The organism is Planococcus donghaensis MPA1U2, from assembly GCF_000189395.1.
GTDB lineage: Bacteria > Bacillota > Bacilli > Bacillales_A > Planococcaceae > Planococcus > Planococcus donghaensis_B.
Genome location: NZ_AEPB01000038.1, coordinates 1 through 26,305, shown reverse-complemented (window position 1 = coordinate 26,305; position 26,305 = coordinate 1). Strand labels below are relative to the sequence as shown.

Here is a 26,305-nt window from a genome sequence, read left to right as displayed (position 1 = left end):
CTTTAATACCAAAAATGAAAATCAGATAACCGGCTGCCTAAAAAGAAATTGATGAGCAGCACTAAAAACAAATACGTATGAGCCAGTGCATAATTCATGCCATTTAACGAACCTTTGCGATGTCGCCAAAGAACTAAGCTGTATAAAACAAGTAAAATAAAAGATCCAATAATTTTCATATCCAATAATGAAAACTCTGGCAATGAAATAACCGCCCATTGTAATCCCAGTACAAGTGACACAAACAATAAAGAAATACCGACTAAAATGGATATCGTCATAAATTGTTGCGTTTGGCCAAGCGACGGTAAATTTGACCATTGTTTTGTCCATTTTTTCTTCTTCAGCATGCGATACAACACCATGTGGAGTGTCGCAAACACAAAGGATAACGAAAATGCGACATACGATAAAATCGCAAAACTAACATGGATAAACAATAATTCCGACACTAATGCATCACCTACAGGTGACCGTTCGATTTGAACCGGCGAAAATGTATGAATGGTCATAAAGATAAAGCCAATGACATTGATGAAAAACACGACAAAATCAAATCGGTAAAATATCCTTAAAACAATCGACAATGTTACTAACAACCAGGCATAGAAATAAATCCCTTCGAACAAGGTCAACACCGGAAAACGTTGCGTTTCAACTATATACAAGCCTAAAAAGATGGTTTGCAATAGCCACACAATTCCAAGTAAGCTCATCGCAATGCGAATTGCTTTTTTTTCTTTATATAAATAATCTATAAAATAAAAAACAAGGCTGACAGCATATAGAATAACCATAGCTTCATGCAGCCTTGCCATTGTTATATCAGCCATCCCATTCCCCTTCATCTCCATAGTTAAAGGCGTTCCGTCTCTACATTTTAACATATAGATTCGAAAACGCCTCTTTTGAAAAGCTTAAAATGAATACCCGGGAGTTTCAGTTGATGAACTTTCGGTTTGAAGAACGGCTTTATCCGTTTTCTGTTGTGGAGCTTTCGACTGCTTTTCGATTTCTTTTTCAACTTCCTCTTCGATCCCAAAAATTTGCATGAATAGCTCTAGCTGTTCACGTGATTTGGGCGCGCCGCCCATTTCTTTCGCTTGCAAAATCGGGTCTTTCAACAATTGGTTGATAATCGATTTGGTATGTTTGTTAAGAATTTTCTTCTCGCGATCTGTCAAATCCGGCATTTTGTTTTCGATACTTGCCATTGTTTCAGCTTGTATGCCGAGCGCTTTTTGACGGAGCGCAGAAATAACCGGTACCACGCCAAGTGTTGTTAACCACTCGTTAAACAAAATGGCTTCTTGATCGATCATTGTCATGATTTCACCTGCTGCACGTTCACGTTCAGCTAAGTTTGCTTCAACAATGCCTTGCATGTCATCAATGTCGTATAAGAAGACATTTGGCAAATCGCTAATACGTGGATCCATATCTCGTGGTACTGCAATATCAACCATAAATAACGGTTTGCCTTTGCGCAATTTTTCTACAAACTGCATCAATTCAAGATCAATAACGAAATCTGTTGAGCCTGTAGAAGAGATTAAAATATCCGCTTCTAACAAAGCACATTGCAATTGACTTAACGGTTTTGCATTGCCACCAAATTTGTCAGCCAGCAGTTCAGCTTTTTCGAATGTACGGTTAATAACCGTCACACGATCTGCTCCACTGCCTTGTAAATTTTTGATCGCCAATTCGCCCATTTTTCCAGCACCTAAAATAACAACATGTTTGTTTTTAAGCGTGCCAAAAATCTTCTTACCAAGTTCAACAGCTGCATACGACACTGACACAGCATTTTCACCAATCGCTGTTTCCGAATGTGCTTTTTTCGCCAAGGTCACAGCTTGTTTAAACAATTGATTAAAAACAGTCCCTGTCGTTCCTTGTGCTTGTCCCGCAAGAAAGCTATTTTTTACTTGGCCCAAAATTTGTGTTTCGCCTAATACCATAGAATCGATACCAGCTGTAACGCGGAACAAATGCTCAATCGCTGCATCTTGCTCATGAATAAATAAGTACTGTGAAATCTCTTCTTTTGGCAAGTCAAAATAATCCGCAAGAAATTGTTTTACATAGTACTTTCCTGTGTGAAGCTGATCCACTACTGCATAAATTTCCGTCCGGTTGCAGGTAGAAACAATCACGTTTTCTAATATGCTTTTTTGTTGTTTCAGCGCTTCCATCGCCTGTGGCAAATCATTTTCGATAAATGATAGCTTTTCACGAATCTCCACAGGTGCAGAGCGATAATTCACACCGACTACTAATGTGTGCATGGGAACAAAACACCTTTCACGTTCAATATTTCATCTCTATTAAGTATAACACTTTTATGCATAATGTTGACTCTAAAATTGTGAACAAGGCATGAACCTAGCTCCTGATTATAATTATTATAAATTAATACTAGCAAACAGTTTTACACGTCACAAGCATAACGCTCTTAGTCGGAATTAACTGTTAATAGAGAAGTGGATTTAGAAGATTTCCACGCATAAAATAGCGCAACACATTAAAATTCCAAATAAAAAAGCGCAACCCGAGGGCTGCGCACTTGTTTTACATTCTGCTTTCAATTTCTTGCCACGCTTCATCTTTACCCAATCCGGTTTCAGACGAGAAGACAATTAATGGATCGGATTTATCCATATCTAAAGTCGTACGGACAATTTTCTTATGCTTGTCCCATTTGCCTTTTGGAATTTTATCCGCTTTTGTTGCAATGATGATACACGGGATTTCAAAATGTTTCATGAAATCATACATCGCAATATCATCTTTGCTTGGCGGATGGCGCAAGTCAACGATTTGAATCACAGCACGCAATGGTTCGCGGTCAGTAATGTATCGCTCGATCATTTTGCCCCATGCTTCACGTTCACTTTTTGAAACTTTCGCATAACCGTAACCAGGTACATCGACATAAAACAATTTTTCTTCAATTTTATAGAAGTTAAGCGTTTGTGTCTTACCTGGTTTTGAGGAAATACGCGCCATGCTCTTGCGGCCAATCATTTTGTTGATAAAAGATGATTTACCTACGTTTGATCGTCCAGCTAAAGCAAATTCTGGCAAGCCGTCTTCTGGGTATTGATCTGGACGAACGGCACTGATAACTAGTTCTACATTATTAACTTTCATTCATTTTCTCCTTCTAAGGCGATTTCTAATGCCTCATCTGCTTGAGAGACCAATTTAAAGGTCATCTCTTTGCGGATTGTCTCTGGAATGTCTTCCAGGTCTCGCTCATTGTCGATTGGCAAAATGATGGTTTTCAACCCAGCACGATGCGCGCTCAAGGTTTTTTCTTTAATTCCACCGATTGGCAGTACGCGGCCGCGAAGGGTAATTTCGCCGGTCATGCCTACTTCACGTCGAATTGGACGTTTCGTTAACGCAGACACTAAAGCTGTTGCAATCGTAATCCCCGCTGATGGTCCGTCTTTTGGTACGGCACCTTCTGGAACGTGAATGTGAATATCATGCGACTCATGGAATTTCGGATCGATGCCGAGCGATTCTGCGCGAGCTCGGACAAAGGATAACGCCGTTTGAGCAGACTCTTTCATGACATCTCCTAGTTTACCCGTCAATTGCAGTTTACCTTTTCCAGCAGATAACGACACTTCAATTTGAAGCGTATCTCCGCCAACTGTTGTATAAGCAAGTCCAGTTGCAACGCCCACTTGGTTTTCCGACTCCGCCATACCATAACGGAATTTACGCTTCCCAAGATAAGCTTCGACTTCTTTTTCCCCAACAATCACGTGTTCTTCTTCTTTTGACACAATTTGCTTTGTTACTTTTCGGCAAATCGAAGCAATTTGACGTTCTAGTCCACGAACCCCTGCTTCACGCGTATAATAACGAACAACGTTTAACAAAGCATCGTCTTCAAACTGTAATTGCTCTGCAGATAAACCGTGTTCTTTTAATTGTTTTGGCGCTAAATGGTTTTTCGCAATCATTTGTTTTTCGACTTCTGTGTAACCTGCAATGGTGATGACTTCCATCCGGTCGCGTAATGGTCCTGGAATAGATCCAAGATCATTCGCTGTCGCAATGAAAAGAACATTGGAAAGATTGTAGGTTTCTTCAATGTAATGATCACTAAACGAATTGTTTTGTTCTGGGTCCAATACTTCAAGCATCGCTGAAGATGGATCGCCGCGGAAATCGTTCGACATTTTATCAATTTCATCTAATAAGAATACCGGGTTCACAGTACCTGCTTTTTTCATACCTTGAATGATTCGACCTGGCATCGCGCCTACATATGTACGGCGATGACCACGAATTTCAGATTCATCTCGAACGCCGCCAAGTGAAACGCGGACAAAATTACGGTCGAGTGACTCGGCAATTGATTTTGCAAGTGATGTTTTCCCGACACCAGGTGGTCCAACTAAACAAAGAATCGGTCCACGCAAAGAATTGGTCATTTGTTGTACAGCTAAATACTCAAGTACACGTTCTTTGACGCTTTCTAAACCATCGTGGTCCCGGTCTAGTACATCTTCAGCATACTTGATATCCAACCGATCTTCTGTCGATTCTGTCCACGGAATTGTCACAAGCCATTCGATGTAATTACGAATAATGCCACTTTCCGCAGCCGCTGCAGGAAGTTTTTCGTAGCGATCAAGTTCTTTTAAAGCCGTTTTTTCCGTAGACTCCGGCATTTTTGCCTCTTCAATCCGCTTTTTCAAATCAACGACTTCAGCGGATTTCCCGTCTTTGTCACCAAGCTCTGATTGAATCGCTTTCATCTGCTCGCGCAAATAAAACTCTTTTTGCGTTTGTTCCATTGCTTTTTTAACACGAAGGTTAATCTTTTTTTCAAGATCGACAACTTCTTGTTCGCTGTGCAAACGCGTAATTAATAATTCTAATCGTTTACTAATATCAAACATTTCCAGAACTTCTTGTTTTGCAGCTACTTTCATCGATAAATGAGAAGCGACCATATCTGCTAAACGTCCCGGTTCTTCGATATCTGCAACAGTATTGTATGTTTCATTGCTAACTTTTTTCGAGCTTTTAGCGTAATTCTCGAAATGCTCTAGCAACAATCGCATTAACGCATCTTGTTCCGCATCTCTTTCTGTTTCGTCCGCAAAAGGCGTTACTTCTACCGTCGTGAAATTTTCTTCTTCTTCATAATTTTTTAATTGTCCACGTTCTAACCCTTCAACTAATACGCGAATTGTACCGTTTGGCAATTTTAACATTTGCTTTACATAAGCCAAGGTTCCAATTTTATGAAGATCTGCTCTTTTGGGATCTTCAATGCTCATATCTTTTTGCGTAGCTAAAAAGACAATATTATCTTCTAGCAGTGCTTTTTCTAATGCCGCCACAGAACGGTCGCGACCAACATCTATATGCAGCACCATTGTCGGAAAAACAAGCAGTCCGCGCAATGGCAATAATGGCACGTGTTTTGTTCCTTTTTTCTTCGCCATTTGTAGAGTCACCTCCGGGGATATTTTAAACATGAATTAGTAGCATCTAAATTTATAAGCTGCTTTTGCTTTTTTAACAAAAACGGGCTAACTCAGAAAGTGCGGATGCGCACGATCAGAGTCAGCCCGTATCATCCTTTTGATTGGTTTAGCGATCACGCAGCAAACTTAGTCTACTGCGTGAAATTCCACTCATTACGCGGATGTTTTCTCATCATTGTCGCTAACGTACTCTGAACCATCTTCTAAGATCAGTTTAGGCGGCACGCTATCGTCAACCGTTTCTTTTGTAATGACACATTCGACAATATCTTCACGCGAAGGTAAATCGAACATTACTTCAAGCATCGTGTTCTCGATAATAGAACGAAGTCCACGAGCACCTGTTTTACGCTCAATTGCAAGTCGTGCAATTGCTACAAGTGCTTCAGGGTCAAACGTTAATTTGACGCCATCAAGCTCCATCATTTTCTGGTATTGCTTGATCAATGCATTTTTAGGCTCAGTTAAAATTTCAACTAACGCTTTTTCATCCAATTGTTCAAGGCTTGCCAATACAGGCAAACGACCGATAAATTCTGGAATTAAACCAAATTTCAATAAATCTTCAGGAATCAATTGGCTAAGCAATGATTTCTCGTCGATTTCTTCTTTGTTTGGATCTGCACCAAAACCGATGATTTTGTTGCCTAGACGACGCTTAATGATTTGATCGACTCCGTCAAAAGCTCCACCAACGATGAACAATACATTCGTCGTATCGATTTGGATAAATTCTTGATGAGGATGCTTACGTCCGCCTTGCGGAGGTACGCTTGCCGTTGTGCCTTCTAAAATTTTCAGAAGTGCTTGCTGCACGCCTTCACCAGAAACATCACGTGTAATTGACGTGTTTTCAGACTTACGGGCTACTTTATCAATTTCATCAATATATATAATCCCTTTTTCTGCACGTTCCACATCATAATCTGCAGCTTGGATTAACTTTAATAGAATGTTTTCTACGTCTTCACCGACATAACCCGCTTCAGTTAATGAAGTGGCATCTGCAATTGCGAAAGGTACATTCAGAATACGAGCCAATGTTTGCGCTAGCAAAGTTTTCCCGCTTCCTGTTGGGCCGATCAGCACAATATTCGATTTCGACAATTCTACATCATCAATCTTGCTGTTAGAATTTACGCGTTTGTAGTGATTGTAAACTGCTACAGCTAATGATTTTTTCGCTTTTTCCTGACCAATTACATAGCCATTTAAAATGTCTAAAATTTCTTTTGGCTTAGGTACTTCTTTAAATTCTACTTCTTCGTCTGTACCAAGCTCTTCTTCTACGATTTCCGTACAAAGCTCAATACATTCGTCACAAATATAAACACCTGGTCCTGCCACCAGTTTACGCACTTGCTCTTGTGGTTTACCGCAAAACGAACATTTTAAATGCTCTTTTTCGTCATTGAATTTGAACAATGTATTCACCCCTATTCAAGCAATTATCTTACAAGATTATCGTAATTGTAGCAACTAATTAGATTCAGCGTCAATTTTGCTGCTACTTATAGATAAAGCCAGTCTTCTATGTAGCGGAAAACAAGGTACGTTTCCGCACCTTGTTTCCTCTAATACTTATATGTTGCTTATGTGTTATTCAGAAATTTTAGCGTTGTCCACTAGGAACTCAACTGTGTTTTGCATACGGATATCATTTTCAAGCATTTCAGTTCCACCTAAAGCTGTTTTGATCTGTTCAATGTCCATGTTGAATTGAGCAGCCATTTTTTCAAGCTCTTTGTCGATGTCTTCTGAAGTTACTTGCATGTTTTCAGCTTTAGCAATAGCTTCAAGTGTCATTGAAACGCGTACGCGTGTTTCAGCATCACCGTGCATTTGCTCACGAAGTGCAGCTTCGTCTTGACCAGAGAACTGGTAGTATAACTCAAGGTTCATACCTTGTTGCGTTAAACGTTGTTCAAAATCGCTCATCATGCGGTCCATTTCAGTATGGATCATTGCATGAGGAATATCGATTGTTGCGTTTTCAGCAGCTTTTTGAACCAATTCATCACGAAGTTTTGCATCAGCAGCTGATTTTTTCTCAGCAACTAAGCTATCTTTCATTTTTGTGCGTAGAGCTTCTAAGCTTTCAACTTCTGGGTCAATTTCTTTTGCCAATTCGTCGTTAAGCTCAGGAAGTTCTTTGCCTTTAACTTCGTTTACTTTTACTTTGAACGTTGCAGCTTTTCCTGCAAGTTCAGCAGCATGGTATTCTTCTGGGAAAGAAACTTCAACGTCTTTTTCTTCTCCAGCTTTAACGCCTACCAATTGCTCTTCAAATCCTGGGATGAATGAGTTTGAACCGATTTCAAGAGAATAATCATTTCCTTGTCCGCCTTCAAATGCTTCTCCATCTACAAATCCTTCGAAATCGATAACAGCTGTATCGCCTTCAACGATTGCTTCGTCTTCTTTAACAGTCAACTCAGCTAAACGTTCTTGGTTTTCTTTCAATTGTTTTTCGATATCTTCGTCAGTTACTTCAGTATCAGGTTTTGATGCTTCAAGACCTTTGTATTCGCCAAGCTCAACTTCAGGTTTTACGATTACTTTAGCAGTAAACACTAGAGGTTGGTTTTTCTCGATTGTTTCGATGTCGATTTCAGGACGATCAACTGGGTTGATTCCTGCTTCTTCAACAGCGTTTGCGTATGCGTCAGGTAGGATGAAATCTAATGCATCCTGGTAAAGTGACTCAGCACCGAAACGTTTTTCGAACATTTGACGCGGCATTTTCCCTTTACGGAATCCTGGTACGTTAATTTCTTTAACAACTTTCTTAAACGCTTTATCAAGACCTGCGTTTACTTCTTCTGCAGGAACTTCTACTGTTAAAATCCCTGTGTTACCTTCTTGTTTTTCCCATTTTGCTGACATAATTATAAGCCCTCCAAACATTTTCTTAAAAGTCATTTAACGTTCTCTACGATTTTTGACAACTTCAATATTATAGCACAGATGCACGCAGGTTCAACTATTTCTACCCATTACGCATTTCAAACCAAAGTTCAGCCTGTTGAATCAACTCTAACAGCTTTTCATCTTCATCAAATGAGCTCATTCCAGTAAATAACCCCGCCGTATAATCCATATAAGCTTGTGCTATTTCTTTTTCATTAAAGTCATCCCATAAAAACGGATAAAGCAAGTAAATATGGCGTTCAAACAATTCTTTTACTAGCTCTAGTCGCGTCGGATCTTTTTCTAAAGCTTCTTCCATAATAGCGGTAATTTTTTGGATACGTTCGTCATTAACTGGATCAGGTAATTCACTAATCATGAATACCCCTTGATAATGGAATTTTTGCACTCTTACTTCTGCATCAATCTTTTCTTGAGACAGCATAAATAATATGTATGTTTTCGTCAACAAATCCGCTTCTACATGTTCAATAATAGCCAGCAGCTTTTTTTTGAGCGCTTGATAAGACGTTGTTGGCAACGATAGAATGAGCTGTTCTTGTTCTGAAGGATGTAAAGATAGAAAGTTTTCAATCGCATAAAGTGACGCATCCACTTTTTCCGATGTTGCATTTGCTGCAATGCGTTCGTTCAATTCACGCAATTGCTGAAACTGCTCTAATCGCTCTTCAGGCAAAACTTTTTCTTCTATTAAAACCTCAATCATCTTTTCCGCTTCTTCAAATTCACGGACTTGCATCAAAATACTTATGTATAACTCCATCGTCTCCAAGTAATGAATCGGACCGATTTGCAACAATTCTCTGCACACTTCTAGAGCTTCCCCAAACTCGCCAAGCTCATACAGACAATAAGTATAACCTCCTAGTGCAGCTGCATGTTCAGGTTCGTAACTAAGTACCTGATACAAACTGTCCCGAGCATCTTCGTATTTCTCTTCTTTTAAATAATTCATCCCTTCTGCCAGTAAACGTTCCACTGTGGTCGGAAAGACAATGACATTCCCCTTGCGTTTCAACTCCCGGTATTTCTTTCGCACTTTACCACCTCATTTGTGTTTCATAATCATATCATATTCCCTTTATGTAGAAAACAGTAACCTCTGGGCAATAAATCAGCAAAAAGGCTTTTCTTTATTGCTAGAAAGTACCTAATACTACCTTTTCACATATAGTACGTCCTGAGTGTAGAATGGTTTCAATGTTCGTTGGACGAAAACAAAAAACCTTCTCCCATTAACTACACGAGGAGAAGGCTTTTTGCGGATTATGTACATTTCTATAATGTCCCAGGAGGGATTCGAACCCCCGACCGACGCCTTAGAAGGGCGTTGCTCTATCCAGCTGAGCTACTGAGACGAAAGCTTTCTTCAAGTCTAGACGGTGGCGCCGGCTTTCGCTTGCGACTTTGCTTTTCTATTGAAAGACAATTTTAATTATAGAAATGATTTAATGAAAAGTCAATGCTATTTTAAAAAAACATTAAAATTAATTTTGAGCAGTTAGCTTTGTTCGTTTAACCAATTAGGGAGGCATTGTTTAAGCTCACGCAAGGCGTTACCTCGATGTGAAATAGCTGCTTTTTCAGGTGGTAATAATTCAGCCATTGCTTTTTCTAAGCTTGGCACATAAAAAATCGGGTCGTAGCCAAAACCATTCTCGCCTCGACGTACATCCAATATCTTGCCTTCACATGACCCTGAGAAAGTTTGTGTTTGTTGTCCTGGAGCTGCAACTGCTAGTACGCAACGGAAACGCGCTGTGCGTTCGTTTTCGGCCACACCAGCTAATTTCTCAAGTACTTTATCAATATTTGCATTGTCGCTTTTTTCGCCACCTGCATAACGTGCAGAGTATACACCTGGTTCACCGTTTAACGCATCAATTTCCAAACCGCTATCATCAGAAATAACGGGAATATTTAGCGCTTTTGATACGGCTTCTGCTTTTAAGATGGCGTTTTCTTCAAAGGTTGTACCTGTTTCTTCTACGTCCATATCTTGTGCCACATCTAGAAGTGTTAATACTTCATATCCGAGTGGCGAAAGAAGCGCTTCAAAATCTTTTGCTTTCCCTTTGTTTTGAGTTGCAATTACTATTTGTTTCATAGTTCTGCTGGCACCCTTTCGCCAATTCGTTCAGCTAGTTCACCTAATGCATCTTGTTGCATCGCAATCAATTGACGAATCCCAGCTTCTCCAAGATCCAGTAACTCATTCAACTGAGCGCGCGTAAACGTTGATTCTTCTCCTGTGCCTTGAAGTTCAACAAAATGTCCTGCTCCAGTCATCACTAAGTTCATATCCACTTCTGCACTTGAATCTTCAACATAGTTCAAATCTAGGATCGGACCATTTTCTGCAGTGACGCCGACACTAGTAGCTGCAAGAAAATCGGTTACTGGAAAATCTGGTAACTCAAGTTTGCCAATCGCCATCGTCATTGCTATAAAAGCTCCTGTGATTGATGCTGTACGTGTTCCACCATCCGCTTGAATGACGTCACAATCGATCCATAGCGTTCGTTCACCTAGTTTCTCTAAGTCCACAACTGCGCGCAATGCACGACCGATTAAACGTTGAATTTCCATAGTCCGTCCACCAATTTTCCCCGCTGAAGCTTCGCGGCGGTTCCGGCTATTTGTTGCACGTGGTAACATCGAATATTCTGCCGTGATCCAACCTTTACCTTGGCCACGTAAAAATCCTGGAACTTTATCTTCAATTGTTGCGGTACAAATTACTTTTGTTTGGCCCACAGTGATTAATACCGAACCTTCTGGGTGAATCAAGTACTCAACGTCCACGGTAACGGGACGCAATTCGTTTGTTTGTCTATTATCTATGCGTGTCATTAAAATCCTCCTTAATATATGCTCAATAGCTTACCATATTTCGTACATAACGACAAAAACCTGACAGCGAGAGCTATCAGGTTTTTGGAAATCGAATTGAATGAATAATCGGTTCTTCAATCTCTAACCATTTACGAACAATCGAGCTAAAAATCTGCGTAGACCCTGATGTATAGAATCGATGTACCGGTGGTTTTTCTCGGTTAGCAAATTGATTTTTATAGTGTAAGTACCGCTCCACATCTTTCGCCGTTTCTTCTGCTGACGAAAGAACATGAACAGTATCCCCTAGTACCTCTTCGATAAAACCTTGCAGCAGTGGATAATGGGTACACCCTAAAATAGCTGTATCGAATTCCTCGTAGGCAATCGTCGCCAATGTTTCTTGAACAATACGATGAGCAAACTCTCCTTCGTATTCATCACTTTCTACTAAAGGAACAAAACGCGGACAAGCAAGCTGGATAACATGAGCAGAAGAAACCAATGATAAAACCGCTTTTTCATAAGCTCCACTTTTCACTGTCCCAGAAGTACCTAACACTGCTATTTTATTTGTTGTGGAAGATTTAACCGCAGCGCGGGCTCCCGGAAAAATAACCCCAATTACAGGAATCGGCAAGTTTTTTTGTAAAGAGTATAATGCAGCTGCTGTTGCCGTATTACAGGCGATGACCAGCATTTTAATGTTTTTTTTCATTAATGCATTTGCCATTTGCCATGTGTAGGTCCGAACTTCTGCTAACGGACGAGGACCATACGGGCATCGCGCATTATCGCCAATATAACAAATTTGCTCATTCGGCAATAGCTTCATAATTTCTTTTGCAACAGTGAGTCCGCCGACTCCCGAATCAATTACTCCAATTGGCGCATTCAACGTCATCGCCTCTATCCTATTTCATGTTTGTGTGCAGTTTTTCTAGTAATGTTGCAAATTGCTCTGCTTCAGCTTCAGTAAAATCTTCTAATACCGTATTCAAATATTCCCGACGTTTTTGAATTACTTCTTCAATTACCCGTTCGCCTTCTTTTAACAATTTGATCCGAACAACACGGCGATCTTGTTCTTCTCGTATACGTACAACCATTTCATTTTTCTCCATGCGGTCAACCAAATCGGTTGTAGTGCTGAAAGCTAAGTACATTTTGTTCGATAAATCGCCAATCGTCATGTCCCCGTGTTCGAATAGCCATTGCAAGGCAACAAATTGAGGCGGTGTAATTGTATAAGAATTTAATATTTCTCGCCCTTTTTGTTTAATAATGCCCGAAATATACCGCAATTCTTTTTCCATAAAGGCGATGCGTTCTAAATCATGTGCTGTTTCTTTGTAATCTTCATTCATAACTAGTTACCACTCCTCAAAAACCCTATCGTATTTCTATAGTGCAGGTTTTTTATCGATATAGCAAGAGCTCCTTATTTTTTTGCAACAGCTAATTGTTGCGTTTGCAGCAACTCAATTTCTTCTTCTGTCCATGGATAGCCTCTATTGGTTTTCTTAGAAACTTGAACAATCGCTCCTCTACCAGTAAAACAAGTTTCTCCTTTTTCATTGACTGTCCAATAATGAACATCCATGGAAGAAGTGCCAATGCGTGCGATTTTAACATAAACATCTAGTTTCTCATCAAAAAAGACTTGTTGAACAAAATCGACTTGCATATCTGCTACAACCGGAAACAATTCATTGCCTGCTTCGAGCCAACGCTGCATCAAACCCATTTCTTTCATAAATTCAATTCGTGCAAACTCAAAATAAGCGATTGGCACTGTATTATTGACATGCCCAAACATATCGGTTTCAGAAAAACGCACTTGCACAGGGGCAGAAAAGAAAAATTCTTGCTTCCACTCTTCAAAATTCTCAATGTAATTTGCTTTCATGCCAACCTCCAGAAATTTGACTTACTTCACAATAATACTCATGCGAAAAAACGCAGCTTATTGAGGAATAAAAAATAAATCGTGCATTAATTAGTTATTTCATTTGAATAGTATATCAAAAACTTTAGAAAAGGACAGGCGTTTTCATTAGACAAAAAGAAAAAACCCCGCGTTAGCGGGGTTTTAATCAATTACTAGTCAACCATTCTGTCGCTTCCGAAGAAGTTACGGAACATTTGAACTGTTGTATCACGGTTTAATGCTGCGATTGATGTTGTCAAAGGAATTCCTTTTGGACAAGACTCAACACAGTTTTGAGAGTTACCGCAACTTGCTAATCCACCTTCACCCATGATCGCGTTTAAGCGAGCATCGCGGTTCATAGCACCAGTTGGGTGAGCGTTCATTAAGCGCACTTGTGAAAGTGGCGCAGCACCGATAAAGTCAGATTTATCGTTAACGTTCGGGCATGCTTCAAGACATACACCACAAGTCATACATTTAGATAGCTCATATGCCCATTGGCGTTTGCGTTCTGGCATACGTGGTCCTTCTCCAAGGTCATGCGTACCATCGATTGGCACCCAAGCTTTTACTTTCTTCAACGAATCGAACATACGGCTGCGGTCAATGACAAGGTCACGAACAACCGGGAATGTTTTCATCGGCTGAAGACGAATTGGCTGTTCTAATTGATCAACTAAAGCTGTACACGATTGACGCGCTTTGCCGTTAATGACCATAGAGCATGCTCCACACACTTCCTCAAGACAGTTCATGTCCCAAGTTACAGGCGTGGTTTTTTTCCCGTCCATGTTGACAGGGTTACGACGGATTTCCATCAATGCCGAAATGACATTCATGTTCATCTTATATGGCAATTCGAACTTTTCCCAATACGAATTTTCATCCGTAGAGTTTCTGCGTTCGATTTCAAATATTACCGTTTTTGCTGCTTCACCCATGGTAAATTAGCTCCCTTCATAATTATGCTTTTGCTGAATAATCACGTTTACGCGGTGGAATTAATGATGTATCGACTTCTTCGTAATGGAAGATAGGTGCATCATAACCATTAAATTTAGCCATTGTCGTTTTCAAGAATTCCTCGTCATTACGTTCCGGGAAGTCCGGTTTGTAATGAGCTCCACGGCTTTCGTTACGGTTAAGCGCTCCGATAGTGATTGCTCGAGCTAAATGAAGCATATTGCGCAATTGACGTGTAAACATTGCGCCTTGGTTACTCCAAAGTTGCGTATCTGTAATGCTAATCTGATTAAAACGTTCAAGAAGTTCTTGGATTTTTTCATCCGTCTTCTGTAAACGATCGTTGTAACGTACCACTGTTACATTATCCGTCATCCATTCGCCAAGTTCTTTATGAAGAACATACGCGTTTTCTGTACCGTCTAATGCTAAGATTTCTTCCCATTTGCGTTTTTCTTCTGCTTCATGTTGTTCAAAAATTGTTGAAGGAAGATCTTCCGCTAGGACATCAAGGCCTTTTATATAATCAAGAGCGTTTGGTCCTGCGACCATACCGCCGTAAATTGCTGAAAGCAATGAGTTTGCACCTAAACGGTTACCGCCATGCTGAGAATAATCACATTCACCTGCTGCTAAAACACCAGGGATGCTTGTCATTTGATGATCATCAACCCACAGTCCACCCATTGAATAGTGAACAGCCGGGAAAATTTTCATTGGTACTTTGCGTGGGTCATCACCTGTGAATTTCTCATAGATTTCGATGATTCCACCAAGTTTAATATCAAGCTCTTTCGGATCTTTATGTGAAAGATCCAAATAAACCATGTTCTCGCCATTAATGCCGAGCTTTTGGTTAACGCAAACATCAAAAATTTCACGTGTTGCAATATCACGTGGAACTAAGTTACCGTAAGCAGGATATTTTTCTTCAAGGAAATACCAAGGTTTGCCGTCTTTATATGTCCAAATACGTCCACCTTCTCCACGAGCCGATTCTGACATTAAGCGCAGTTTATCGTCTCCTGGAATCGCTGTTGGGTGAATTTGAATAAATTCGCCGTTTGCGTAGTATGCACCTTGTTGATAAACGATAGAAGCCGCAGAACCTGTATTAATAACAGAGTTTGTCGATTTCCCGAAAATAATTCCCGGTCCACCAGTTGCCATAATAACAGCATCTGCGCGGAACGACTTAATTTCCATTGTCGTCATATTTTGAGCGGTAATTCCTTTACCTACGCCTTGCTCATCAAGAACAAGTCCAAGGAATTCCCAGCCTTCATATTTCGTGATAAGTCCAGCTACTTCGTAGCGACGAACTTGCTCATCTAATGCATATAATAATTGCTGACCAGTAGTTGCACCGGCAAACGCAGTTCTGTGGTACATTGTGCCACCAAAACGACGGAAATCCAAAAGACCTTCCGGCGTACGGTTAAACATAACGCCCATACGATCGAACATACGAATAATTCCAGGTGCCGCGTCTGCCATTGCTTTTACAGGACGCTGGTTCGCTAGGAAGTCGCCTCCGTAGACAGTATCATCAAAGTGAATGTCTGGGGAATCCCCTTCACCTTTTGTATTGACCGCTCCGTTGATCCCGCCTTGTGCACATACTGAGTGGGACCGTTTAACGGGAACGATTGAAAATAAATCGGCGGGAGAGCCTGCTTCTGCAACTTTAATTGCTGCCATTAATCCAGCAAGGCCGCCTCCGACGATAGAAATTTTGCCCTTCGCCATGTTAGTATTCACTCCTCTTTTAGTTCACCAATGATTGAAACATTCTTAAACGAACGCAAACAATGCTCTGATACCAATAACCGATAACACAATAAATACTAGAAGCGTGAAATAAGTTGCATTTTTTTGTGCTGCTGCAGATTGTGTAATTCCCCAAGTAACAAGGAAAGACCAAAGTCCGTTTGATAAGTGGAAAGTTGCTGACAACACACCTACGATGTAGAATGCTAACATCCATGGATTGCTTAAGATGTTCTCCATCATGTTAAAATCTGCTTCCGCCGCATTTCCAATTGCCACTTGGAATCTTGTTTCAAAGACGTGCCAAGCGATAAAGACTACTAGGAAGACTCCTGTATAACGTTGTGCAATAAATAACATATTGCGCATATAGCTATAATGACCAGGATTGTTCTTCGAAGTAAACGCTATGTATAGACCGTAAAACGCATGATACATGAGCGGCAAGTAAATGACAAAGATCTCCAAGAATATAACAAATGGTAGATTTGCCATGAAGTGAGATGCTGTATTAAATGCCTCTTCACCTTGTGTTGCAAAATGGTTGACGATTAAGTGCTGCGTTAAGAATAAACCAATAGGAATAATTCCCAACAATGAGTGCAGCCTGCGCATTAAAAATTCACGATTGTTATCCAAAATTTTACCCCCCTCAAAACTTTAATTGGTAGCGTTCAGAGCAGACGTTTATGGAGAAAGCACCTGAAGCCACGCACCATCATGATACAATAATATGACATATTTATTGTACTCCCCCCCTTTAGGAGCGTCAAGGCAACGAATCGCTTTTAATCATATAGTTATCACGGCTTTTAGGGGCATTACATAAGTAATTCCTTCTAAATCGTCTCGATATGTAAACGTTTTAATAGATTAACGCTAAAAAGCGATTCTCTAATTGAGAATCGCTTTTTTCAACTAAACTGCTAGGTTCACTCATGTCGCGATTGTTAACTGTGACAATTGAGAATTTGAACATTTTGTGAATATTTTCACGAACTAGTATTTAAAGAAAACTTTGACGTGTCTTTAATCAATTCTTCTTCAGCCAAATCATATGCTTTGTGCAAGGCATTCGCTGATTTTGTCATATATGATTCAGGAACAACGACAGAGATTTTAATTTCAGATGTGCTGACCATTTTCACTGGAATTTCTTCGGCTCTTAAAATATCAAACATACGAGCAGCAACACCTGGGTTTGAAACCATGCCTGATCCTACTATTGAAACTTTTGATAATCCGACTTCCACATTCATTGAAAGAAAACCAATTTCTTCTTGAGACTCTAATAACACACGACGTGTTTCTTCAAGACTTTCTTGACTGATTGAAAAAGAAACCGAAGGTGGAAATTCATCACTAATACTTTGAACAATAATATCAACATCAATGTGGTTTTCTGCGAGCTTATTAAAAATATTAGCAAGTGAGCCATTAAACGGTTTTTTATAAGTTACAGTAACACGTGCGACTCCAGGTTCAAATGCCACACCTCTAACGATTAAGTTTGTTTCCACAGTGATCACCTCTTGTATGATTGTGCCAGGCTCGTCTGAATAACTTGCTCTGACAGATAGCGGTACATGATTATTTTTTGCAAATTCTACGGCACGGGGATGCAAAACACCTGCCCCGAGATTTGCCAGTTCTAACATTTCATCATAAGAAATTTGTTGGAGTTTACGCGCACCTGTAACGTACCTAGGGTCAGACGTATAAACGCCATTGACATCGGTAAAAATTTCACATTTCTCTGCTTTTAAAGCAGCTGCAAGTGCTACTGCTGTCGTATCTGATCCACCTCTACCAAGCGTGGTAATATTACCAATTTTGTCTACTCCTTGGAAACCAGCTACTACACAAAAATAGCCATTATCCAATACACGTTCGAGGCGTTCTGTATGAATCTGTTCGATGCGTGCGTTACGCGGAACCGATTCGGTTTCGATTCCAGCTTGCCAACCGGTAAATGATAAAGCTTCATGACCCAATTTTTTAAAAGCCATTGCCAATAAAGAAATGGTTACTTGTTCTCCAGTAGCTAATAACATATCCATTTCACGCTTTGGTGGCTCTGAAGAAATTTCTCCGGCTAACCCTAGTAAGGTATCTGTTGTTTTGCCCATCGCCGAAACCACAATGACAACGCGCTTGCCTTTTTCTTTTTCACGAATTGCTCTTTTGGCCACACCAATAATTTTTTCCGGTGTTGCAACAGATGTACCACCAAACTTCATAACGATTGTCTTCATTCTATCCACTCCCACATTTAGTATGTGGCCCTCAAAATGACTAGTCATTTTTCAACTAGACACAAAAAGAGGCAGCCCACCGCAAACGCGGCAAACTACCTCTTTTATCATGTACGAAAAACGTCCATGTGAGATAGCCCTCCAGAGATTGACTCTGACAGCCCTGCACTTCTTAAATGCAGAACCAGCATGCGCAATAGCAGTAAAACGCACACTTCGGCGATCGCCCCTTTCACCATCCATCTCAGATTCTGCAAATCTCCGAATGCTTACTATTGACGTTCGCGCCTCTATCATCACTTTTCCAAGTGATTTAATTATTCACTACAATACCACGTTATGATTCACTTGGCAATGTATCTTCTGCGAAATGCTTTTCGATGGACTGTGCTAAAGCTTCCGGCATTCCCGCTTCTTTAATTTCCTCTACAGACGCTTCTTTAATTTTTTTGACGGATCCAAAATGTTTCAGCAATTGCTGCTTACGTTTTGGCCCTACGCCTTGCAGACCGTCTAATGCGGATTGAATTGAATTCTTACCGCGCAGTTGACGGTGAAACGTAATTACAAATCGGTGAACTTCGTCTTGTATTCGTTGCAACAAGTAAAAAGCTTCACTTGTTCTTTTAAGCGGTACGATTTCCGCTGGTGAACCGTATAATAATTGTGAAGTTTGGTGCTTAGTGTCTTTTGCAAGACCTGCAATAGGAATCGACAAACCAAGTTCATCTTCTAAAATTTCACGCGCCGACTCCATTTGTCCTTTCCCACCGTCAATAACGATCAAATCAGGTAAAGGTAAACCATCTTTTAAAACACGTGAATAGCGTCGACGAATTACTTCACGCATTGCCGCATAATCATCCGGCTTTGATGCGTTACGTGTTTTGTATTTACGATAGTCTTTTTTTGATGGTTTCCCGTCAATAAATGTAATCATTGCAGAAACAGCATCAGCACCTTGAATATGTGAGTTATCAAAAGCTTCAATACGTAATGGCGTTTCGATATTCATTGCTTCTCCTAAATCGACACATGCACCAATTGTGCGTTCTTCTTGACGCTCTAACAACTGAAACTTTTCTTTAATTGCTACTTCCGCATTTTTTTTCGCTAATGCCACTAATTCTTTTTTCTTGCCGCGTTGCGGAACAAGTACACGAACACCAAGCCATTCTTTCAACATGTCCGGATCATCCGCTTCTGGAATTAGAATTTCACTTGGCTTAACGTGATTAGCTTTTTCGTAAAATTGACCAAGAAAAGTCAAAAACTCTTCTTCTGGATCTCTATAAAGCGGAAATAGTGAGACATCTCGTTCGATCAATTTCCCTTGCCGCACAAAAAAGACTTGCACACACATCCAGCCTTTATCAACGGCATACGCAAATACATCGCGATTAGTAAAATCGTTCATCGCCATTTTTTGCTTTTCCATAACGGTTTCAATCATATTGATTTGATCACGGTATTCTTTCGCACGTTCAAATTCCAGGTTTTCTGCTGCTTCAGACATTTTTTCGACCAATTGCTCTTTTACTTCACGGAATCCACCATTCAAGAATTTTGTAATTCCATCGATCAATTCTTGGTAAGTCTCTTTTTCAATCGGTTTTACGCAAGGCGCTAAACACTGACCCAAATGGTAATACAAGCATACGCGGTCTGGCATTGTATGGCATTTGCGCAATGGATATAAACGGTCTAATAACTTTTTAGTTTCTGCCGCTGCATAAGCATTGGGATAAGGGCCAAAGTATTTGCCTTTGTCTTTTTTCACCTGTCTTGTTGTAATCAGTTTTGGATGACGTTCTCCCGTAATTTTTAAATACGGATAACTTTTATCATCTTTTAACATAATATTATATTTTGGATCATATTTTTTGATCAAATTCAATTCTAGAATCAACGCTTCTTTATCAGAAGACGTAATAATGTATTCAAAATCGACAATTTCGTTAACCAAACGCTGCGTTTTCGTATCGTGACTGCCTGTAAAATATGAGCGAACACGATTTTTCAATACTTTTGCTTTCCCGACATATATAACCGTGTCTTGACGATCTTTCATCAAATAACAACCCGGTTGGTCAGGCAATATTGCCAATTTATGTCGAATCAATTCGTTTGCCATGTTTATCACCCTATTAAAAAACCGGGCACCATCACTGGACCCGGTTAAGAATTATGCGTGTTTTTCAACCAATTCAGCTAATGCTTCTTTTGGTCGGAAACCAACTACTTTATCAACTGTTTCTCCGTCTTTCATCAATAGTAAAGTTGGAATTGACATAATGCCATAGTTTCCAGCTGTTTCTTGGTTTTGATCGACATCAACTTTTACGATTTTTACTTTATCGCTCATTTCAGCGTCTAATTCTTCTAGCACAGGAGCGATCATTTTACATGGTCCGCACCAAGTTGCCCAAAAATCTACTAAAACGAGTCCTTCTGATACTTCTTGTGAAAAGTTTTGATCTGTACCGTGTACAATTGCCATGAATAATTCCTCCTTATGATTAACCAAACTATATACAGAGTATAGCATGTGCCAAAAACACTAGCTATTTTTTTGCCTATTCTTTTAATACCCTTAATTTGTTCTAGTAAACGGAGGTTTTTTTGCTTTTGTATTTTAGAAATGCGACAAATAAAAACAGGTAGAGAAAGTTAAGAAACTTTCTCCACCTGTTTAACTTCAGATTACATTACTTTTTTAAACTCTTCTGTCAGCATCGGAATGACGTCAAACAAGTCGCCAACGATTCCATAGTCTGCTACTTTAAAGATGTTTGCTTCTGGGTCTTTGTTAATGGCTACGATAACTTTTGAGTTGGACATACCTGCCATATGCTGGATTGCTCCAGAAATACCAGCTGCAATATACAAGTCAGGCGTTACGACTTTGCCTGTTTGGCCAATTTGAAGTGAGTAATCGCAATAATCTGCGTCACAAGCTCCACGAGATGCACCAACAGCACCGCCAAGAAGATTAGCTAATTCTTGTAAAGGTTCAAATCCTTCTGTACTCTTAACACCACGTCCTCCAGCTACGATAACTTTCGCTTCCGAAAGATCGACACCTTCAGTTGATTTGCGGACAACGTTTTTAATAATTGTGCGCAAGTTTGTAATATCAACAGATAGAGAACTTACATCCCCTGAACGTTCTTGTCTTTCAAGTGGTGCGATGTTGTTCGCACGTACTGTGATAAAGTCAATACCGTCTTTAAGTTTTACTTTTTCAAATGCTTTACCAGAGAAGATTGGGCGAATAAATACAGCATCGTCGCCTTCGCCTTCAATGTCCGTTACATCTGAAATTAATCCAGCTTGTAATTTAGAAGCAATTTTTGGTGCCAAGTCTTTACCAACAGCTGTATGACCGAATACAAGTCCTTCTGGCTTTTCTTGTTCAACAACAGCCATGAATGCTTGACCATAACCATCAGATGTATATGATTTCAAATGTGGATGTTCAACCGTAACCACGCGATCAGCACCATATGCAACTAACTCAGCGCCGAATTCTTCAACCGCATCGCCGATTAAAACACCTACTACTTCTCCGCCGCCAGAAATTTTCTTAGCAGCCGCAATTGCTTCAAATGAAACATTACGTAAAGCGCCTTCGCGCGTTTCGCCTAAAACTAATACTTTCTTCGCCATAGTCCGTTTACCCCCTAAGTAGATGTGAAAACTGTTCCCGATTTTACGAGATCGAAATCCATAGCAACTATGAATTTCTATTTAGAATTTATAATGAATCTTTAAGAGTTGTGAAATTCATTAAATAACTTTTGCTTCGTTCCGCAGCAAGCCAACTAGTTCAGTTACTTGGTTTGAAAGATCGCCTTCGAGAATACGGCCAGCCGCTTTTTTCGGTGGCAAATAGATTTCGATTGTTTCTGTTTTTGCTTCTACATCGTCTTCTTCAATATCTAAATCATCCAATTCCAATTCTTCAAGCGGCTTTTTCTTCGCTTTCATGATGCCTGGAAGTGATGGGTAACGCGGCTCGTTCAAGCCTTGTTGAGCTGTTACTAAAAGTGGCAATGAAGTTTCTAATTCTTCTGCATCGCCTTCAATGTCACGAACAATTGATACTTTTTCGCCATCAATGCTTAAGCTAGTAATTGTTGTCACATAGTTGATGCCAAGTAAATCAGCAACACGTGGACCAACTTGACCAGATCCTCCATCAATTGCTACGTTACCTGCTAAAATCAAATCTGCTTCTTTGTCTTTTAAATACTCAGCCAGTATGTATGCAGAAGTAAATTGATCCATTTCTTCAACATCGTCTTCTGTATTGATTAATACGGCTTTGTCAGCGCCCATTGCTAGTGCTGTGCGAAGCTGCTTTTCTGCTTCATCATTACCGATTGTAATTACTGTTACTTCGCCGCCGTGTGCATCGCGGACAGTGATTGCTTCTTCAATTGCGTACTCATCGTAAGGATTGATGATGAATTCCGCGCCGTCTTCCTGGATTTTTCCACCTGAAACAACGATTTTCTCTTCTGTGTCAAACGTACGTTTTACTAATACATAAATGTTCATGAACGTAAACCTCCCAAGTATTATTTCCCTTTAAATTGTGCTTCACGTTTTTCCAGAAATGCCTGGATTCCTTCTTTTGCATCTTCTGAAACAAATACTGTTCCAAAAGACTGCGCTTCTGCATCTACGCCTTCATAATAAGATGCAGGTTTTGCATACTGCAACATTTGAATTGCCGCTTTAACAGAAACAGGACTTTTCTTCGCAATTTTTCTTGCAATTGTAAGCGTTTCCGAAAGTAGGTCTTCCTCTGCATATGCACGGTTAGCTAAGCCGTATTGTGCGGCTTCTGTACCTGTAATTGGATCACTTGTTAATAACATTTCAGCGGCTTTCGCTGCGCCTACATATCTAGGCAATCGCTGTGTTCCAGCAAAACCGGGAATCAATCCTAGTTGAAGCTCCGGTAATCCTAGTTTAGCATTTTCAGTAACAAATCGCATGTGACAACTCATTGCCAATTCCAATCCGCCCCCTAAAGCTGCCCCGTGAATTGCCGCTATGACGGGCTTATGGAAAGTTTCAACTCGCTCAAAAACTTCTTGACCGCTTGCTGATAGTTTCGAAAATTCTTCTCCTGAAGAGACTTGTGTAAATTCTTTAATGTCTGCTCCTGCAGAAAAGAACCTGCCTTCACCGTGCAAAACAACAACGCGAACTTCGTCATCATTTTCTACTTGGTTTAATAATTCATCAACTTCCAAAATGAGCGAACGCGATAGTGCGTTTGCTGGTGGACGGTTGATGGTCGCAACAGCTACACCATCTTCTTTTTTCCAACTAATAAATTCCATCTAAATGAGCCCCTTTCTTTAAGCTTGCATACCTTTTAGCAGCAAACGTTGAACTTTTGGTGCGAGGTCAACTAAATCGTATTTATGTTCATTCATGACCCAAGTTGTAATGGTCTCATCCATTGTACCAAAAACCATCTGTCTAGCTAAACGAATATCCATATTTTCATCAAGCTCTCCGTTATTCATGCCTTGAATCAAAATTTTGTCCATTAGCTTTAAATACTCTCGCAATACGTTGTTAATCTTTGTACGTAACTCATGATTTGACTGGCGCAACTCTAATTGCGTAACAATCGCCAAGTGAATATCGCTTGCTAACAAGTCAAAATGACTTTCGATCATTAACCCCAATTTAGTTGAGGCACTCAAATCACGTGCGATAATTTGTTCGAGCTTATCGACGAATACGCCCATCTTTTCTTGAAACACAGAAATTAAAATGTCTTCTTTGTTTTCAAAATACAAATAAATTGTTCCGTCGGCAACTCCTGCTTGTTTAGCTATTTTCGAAACTTGCGCTTGATGATAGCCATTTTCAGCAATGACAATAACTGCCGCATCTATAATTTGCTTATATTTCGGCTTGTTTCTTTTCTCCATTAATGTCACCACCCAAAAAAATATGAAAATATGAATGGCTATTCATTCATATTTTCATATTATAATGTATTTTATAAAGTGTCAAGTTTTATTCGCTTGTACACCGGGGTTATTACAGGCAATTTAGGACGGTACTGCTTCGTTTTGTTTAGCAACTTCTTCATCTACTAATGAACGGCGCAGAATTTTACCGATTGCTGTTTTCGGCAATTCTTTGCGGAACTCGTATATGCGTGGCACTTTAAATGACGCGAGCTGCTCACGGCAATACGTATTGAGTTCTTCTTCTGTTACAGTATACCCTTCTTTTAACACGATGTAAGCTTTTACTGTTTCACCGCGATACGGATCTGGTATTCCGGCTACTACACATTCTTGTACAGCTTCGTGTTCATATAAAACTTCTTCAATTTCGCGTGGGTAAATATTAAAACCACCCGCGATAATCATGTCTTTTTTGCGATCGACGATAAAGAAATGACCTTCGTCATCCATGTATCCAAGATCTCCAGTGAGTAACCAGCCGTCAACGATGGTAGCAGCTGTTTCTTCCGGCTTGTTCCAGTACCCTTTCATCACTTGGGGCCCTTTAATCGCAATTTCACCGATTTCTCCATTTGGAATTGGAGTTGTGGTACCTGTTTGGAAAATCTTACTATCTGTATCTGGATAAGGTAAACCAACTGACCCTTTTGTCCGCTCTCCCCAAACCAAGTTGGAATGCGAAACTGGAGAAGTTTCTGTTAACCCATAACCTTCAACTAATTTACCACCCGTTAATGCTTCAAACTTTTCTTGTACTTCTGCAGGTAACGGCGCTGATCCACTCAAACAAGCTTCTATTGATGACAAATCGTATTTTGCAATATCCGGATGGTTCATTAACCCAATATACAAAGTTGGGGCACCTGGGAACAAAGTAGGTTTTTGCTTATTTATCGTTTTCAATGCAGTTTCTGGATCAAACTTTGGTAAAAGAACCATTTTATTTCCTAGCATAACGGAAAGAATCAATACAGTTGTTAAGCCATATACATGGAATAACGGGATGATCCCCATTATGGTTTCTTCGCCTTTTTTACACTTATACAACCAACTGTCACACATTGTCGCGTTGGAAATCAAGTTTTTATGCGTCAACATAACACCTTTTGGTGAGCCAGTTGTGCCTCCAGTATATTGCAACAAAGCTAAATCTTCTTCAAAATCAAATGGTGTTTCGACTACAGTAGGTTGAGCCGTTTTCATAATCTCAGTGAACAAATGATTAATGCCTCTATGCTCAACTTTAACTGTCATGCCGTATTGTTTTTTCTGGATAAATGGATAAACTAAGTTTTTCGGGAATGTTAAATAATCTTTAATACCGGTTACAATTACGTTTTCTAACTGCGTTTCTTTTAATGCTTTTGAAATTCTCGGGAACAAAATATCTAAGCTAATGATCGCTTTTGCTCCAGCATCATTCATTTGATAGACAATTTCACGTTCAGTGTAAAGTGGGTTTGTCATAACAACAATACCGCCTGCATACAAGATACCGTAAAAGCTAATCACTGCTTGTGGACAGTTTGGCAACATTATCGAAACACGATCACCTTTTTTAATGCCAAGTTTTTGGAGATAGTTGGCGAATTTCATAGAAGACTGATACAGTTCTTCGTAAGAAAGTTCTTTCCCCATAAAGTGAACCGCTACTTTTTGAGGGTATTTTTTGTAAGCTTGTGTTAAATATTCTTGCACAGGCATACTTGGATAGGTCAGCGTATGGGGCACTTCTGGTGGATAATGCGCGAGCCAAGGCTTTTCAGTCATTCTTTTGACCTCCTAATTTTTGATAGAATCGTGCGAATATTCCTATTTTTCATTATAGAGAATTATGATACCGCTTACAACTCTATTTTTTAACCATAAAAAATACTTTTTATTGCATATAAAAAAGCCAGCTGAAAAGCTGGCTCAGACTGTAGACAAAGTCTATTGAAAATGTATAGTTGTGTATAACCACAACCGTTCCAGCCACTGTGCTTTCCATGGGCTCAGCTTCAGCCTCCTCGTCACTGAAAACCCATGCTCCTGCATCGCTGCGCTAGCTTCGTCGCAAAAGCTTGTCCTCGCAAGCTTCGGCCAATGCTA

The 26,305-nt window shown here is 40.0% G+C and carries 23 protein-coding genes, 1 tRNA gene and 1 riboswitch; all 24 genes read right to left on the bottom strand.

All coding sequences use genetic code 11. From position 1 onward, the window contains the following. Positions 1-2: 2 nt before the first annotated feature. The gene (ccsA, locus tag GPDM_RS11150; protein WP_008431450.1) at positions 3-833 is read right to left on the bottom strand and encodes a cytochrome c biogenesis protein CcsA; all 831 of its coding nucleotides are present in this window, start codon (positions 831-833) and stop codon (positions 3-5) included. A gap of 84 nt (positions 834-917) precedes the next feature. Further along, the gene (gene hemA, locus GPDM_RS11145; protein WP_008431447.1) at positions 918-2,291 is read right to left on the bottom strand and encodes a glutamyl-tRNA reductase; all 1,374 of its coding nucleotides are present in this window, start codon (positions 2,289-2,291) and stop codon (positions 918-920) included. A gap of 283 nt (positions 2,292-2,574) precedes the next feature. After that, positions 2,575-3,156, bottom strand: coding sequence for a ribosome biogenesis GTP-binding protein YihA/YsxC (gene yihA / locus GPDM_RS11140; protein WP_008431446.1), 582 nt, complete (start codon positions 3,154-3,156; stop codon positions 2,575-2,577). Then, the gene (gene lon, locus GPDM_RS11135) at positions 3,153-5,480 is read right to left on the bottom strand and encodes an endopeptidase La (protein ID WP_008431444.1); all 2,328 of its coding nucleotides are present in this window, start codon (positions 5,478-5,480) and stop codon (positions 3,153-3,155) included. The genes yihA and lon overlap by 4 nt, the downstream gene beginning before the upstream one ends. Positions 5,481-5,675: 195 nt before the next feature. Beyond that, positions 5,676-6,947 carry an ATP-dependent protease ATP-binding subunit ClpX gene (gene clpX / locus GPDM_RS11130; RefSeq protein WP_008431442.1) on the bottom strand — a complete coding sequence of 424 codons (1,272 nt, stop codon included), beginning with the start codon at positions 6,945-6,947 and terminating at the stop codon, positions 5,676-5,678. 174 nt (positions 6,948-7,121) lie between these two features. After that, on the bottom strand, positions 7,122-8,408 hold the full coding sequence (gene tig, locus GPDM_RS11125) for a trigger factor (protein WP_008431440.1): 1,287 nt from the start codon (positions 8,406-8,408) through the stop codon (positions 7,122-7,124). 103 nt (positions 8,409-8,511) lie between these two features. Further along, the gene (locus tag GPDM_RS11120; RefSeq protein ID WP_008431439.1) at positions 8,512-9,492 is read right to left on the bottom strand and encodes a tetratricopeptide repeat protein; all 981 of its coding nucleotides are present in this window, start codon (positions 9,490-9,492) and stop codon (positions 8,512-8,514) included. A 245-nt stretch (positions 9,493-9,737) separates the two neighbouring features. Beyond that, positions 9,738-9,811 (bottom strand) — tRNA-Arg (locus GPDM_RS11115). Positions 9,812-9,954: 143 nt separating this feature from the next. After that, complete coding sequence (locus tag GPDM_RS11110; RefSeq protein WP_008431437.1) at positions 9,955-10,560, bottom strand: XTP/dITP diphosphatase; 606 nt, start codon at positions 10,558-10,560, stop codon at positions 9,955-9,957. Continuing rightward, positions 10,557-11,306 (bottom strand): ribonuclease PH, encoded by a 750-nt coding sequence (gene rph / locus GPDM_RS11105; protein WP_008431435.1) that lies wholly within the window; start codon positions 11,304-11,306, stop codon positions 10,557-10,559. Before rph ends, GPDM_RS11110 begins: the two co-directional genes overlap by 4 nt. 76 nt (positions 11,307-11,382) lie before the next feature. Next, positions 11,383-12,186: a glutamate racemase gene (racE, locus tag GPDM_RS11100; RefSeq protein ID WP_008431433.1), complete on the bottom strand. Its 804-nt coding sequence runs from the start codon at positions 12,184-12,186 to the stop codon at positions 11,383-11,385. 16 nt (positions 12,187-12,202) lie between these two features. Beyond that, positions 12,203-12,655 (bottom strand): MarR family winged helix-turn-helix transcriptional regulator, encoded by a 453-nt coding sequence (locus GPDM_RS11095; RefSeq protein ID WP_008431432.1) that lies wholly within the window; start codon positions 12,653-12,655, stop codon positions 12,203-12,205. 74 nt (positions 12,656-12,729) lie between these two features. After that, complete coding sequence (locus GPDM_RS11090) at positions 12,730-13,197, bottom strand: acyl-CoA thioesterase (RefSeq protein ID WP_008431430.1); 468 nt, start codon at positions 13,195-13,197, stop codon at positions 12,730-12,732. Positions 13,198-13,391: 194 nt separating this feature from the next. Then, positions 13,392-14,162, bottom strand: a complete 771-nt coding sequence (sdhB, locus tag GPDM_RS11085; protein WP_008431427.1) for a succinate dehydrogenase iron-sulfur subunit — start codon at positions 14,160-14,162, stop codon at positions 13,392-13,394. A gap of 22 nt (positions 14,163-14,184) precedes the next feature. Then, positions 14,185-15,933, bottom strand: a complete 1,749-nt coding sequence (gene sdhA / locus GPDM_RS11080; protein ID WP_008431426.1) for a succinate dehydrogenase flavoprotein subunit — start codon at positions 15,931-15,933, stop codon at positions 14,185-14,187. Between the two features lie 45 nt (positions 15,934-15,978). Further along, positions 15,979-16,593 carry a succinate dehydrogenase cytochrome b558 subunit gene (locus GPDM_RS11075; protein ID WP_008431425.1) on the bottom strand — a complete coding sequence of 205 codons (615 nt, stop codon included), beginning with the start codon at positions 16,591-16,593 and terminating at the stop codon, positions 15,979-15,981. Between the two features lie 353 nt (positions 16,594-16,946). After that, positions 16,947-18,209, bottom strand: a complete 1,263-nt coding sequence (locus tag GPDM_RS11070; protein WP_008431424.1) for an aspartate kinase — start codon at positions 18,207-18,209, stop codon at positions 16,947-16,949. A gap of 126 nt (positions 18,210-18,335) precedes the next feature. Beyond that, positions 18,336-18,510, bottom strand: a riboswitch (Lysine riboswitch). A gap of 36 nt (positions 18,511-18,546) precedes the next feature. Further along, positions 18,547-20,343: an excinuclease ABC subunit UvrC gene (gene uvrC / locus GPDM_RS11065; protein ID WP_008431423.1), complete on the bottom strand. Its 1,797-nt coding sequence runs from the start codon at positions 20,341-20,343 to the stop codon at positions 18,547-18,549. 51 nt (positions 20,344-20,394) lie between these two features. Further along, a complete protein-coding gene (gene trxA / locus GPDM_RS11060) occupies positions 20,395-20,709 on the bottom strand; it encodes a thioredoxin (protein WP_008431421.1) in 315 nt (104 codons plus the stop codon). Between the two features lie 203 nt (positions 20,710-20,912). Next, on the bottom strand, positions 20,913-21,878 hold the full coding sequence (locus GPDM_RS11055; RefSeq protein ID WP_008431419.1) for an electron transfer flavoprotein subunit alpha/FixB family protein: 966 nt from the start codon (positions 21,876-21,878) through the stop codon (positions 20,913-20,915). A gap of 120 nt (positions 21,879-21,998) precedes the next feature. After that, entirely contained in the window at positions 21,999-22,772 is a 774-nt protein-coding gene (locus tag GPDM_RS11050; RefSeq protein ID WP_008431418.1) for an electron transfer flavoprotein subunit beta/FixA family protein, read from the bottom strand. Between the two features lie 20 nt (positions 22,773-22,792). Next, entirely contained in the window at positions 22,793-23,566 is a 774-nt protein-coding gene (locus GPDM_RS11045; RefSeq protein ID WP_008431416.1) for an enoyl-CoA hydratase, read from the bottom strand. An 18-nt stretch (positions 23,567-23,584) separates the two neighbouring features. Further along, entirely contained in the window at positions 23,585-24,169 is a 585-nt protein-coding gene (locus tag GPDM_RS11040) for a TetR/AcrR family transcriptional regulator (RefSeq protein ID WP_008431415.1), read from the bottom strand. A gap of 123 nt (positions 24,170-24,292) precedes the next feature. After that, the gene (locus tag GPDM_RS11035; protein WP_008431414.1) at positions 24,293-25,984 is read right to left on the bottom strand and encodes an AMP-binding protein; all 1,692 of its coding nucleotides are present in this window, start codon (positions 25,982-25,984) and stop codon (positions 24,293-24,295) included. Positions 25,985-26,305: the final 321 nt, after the last annotated feature.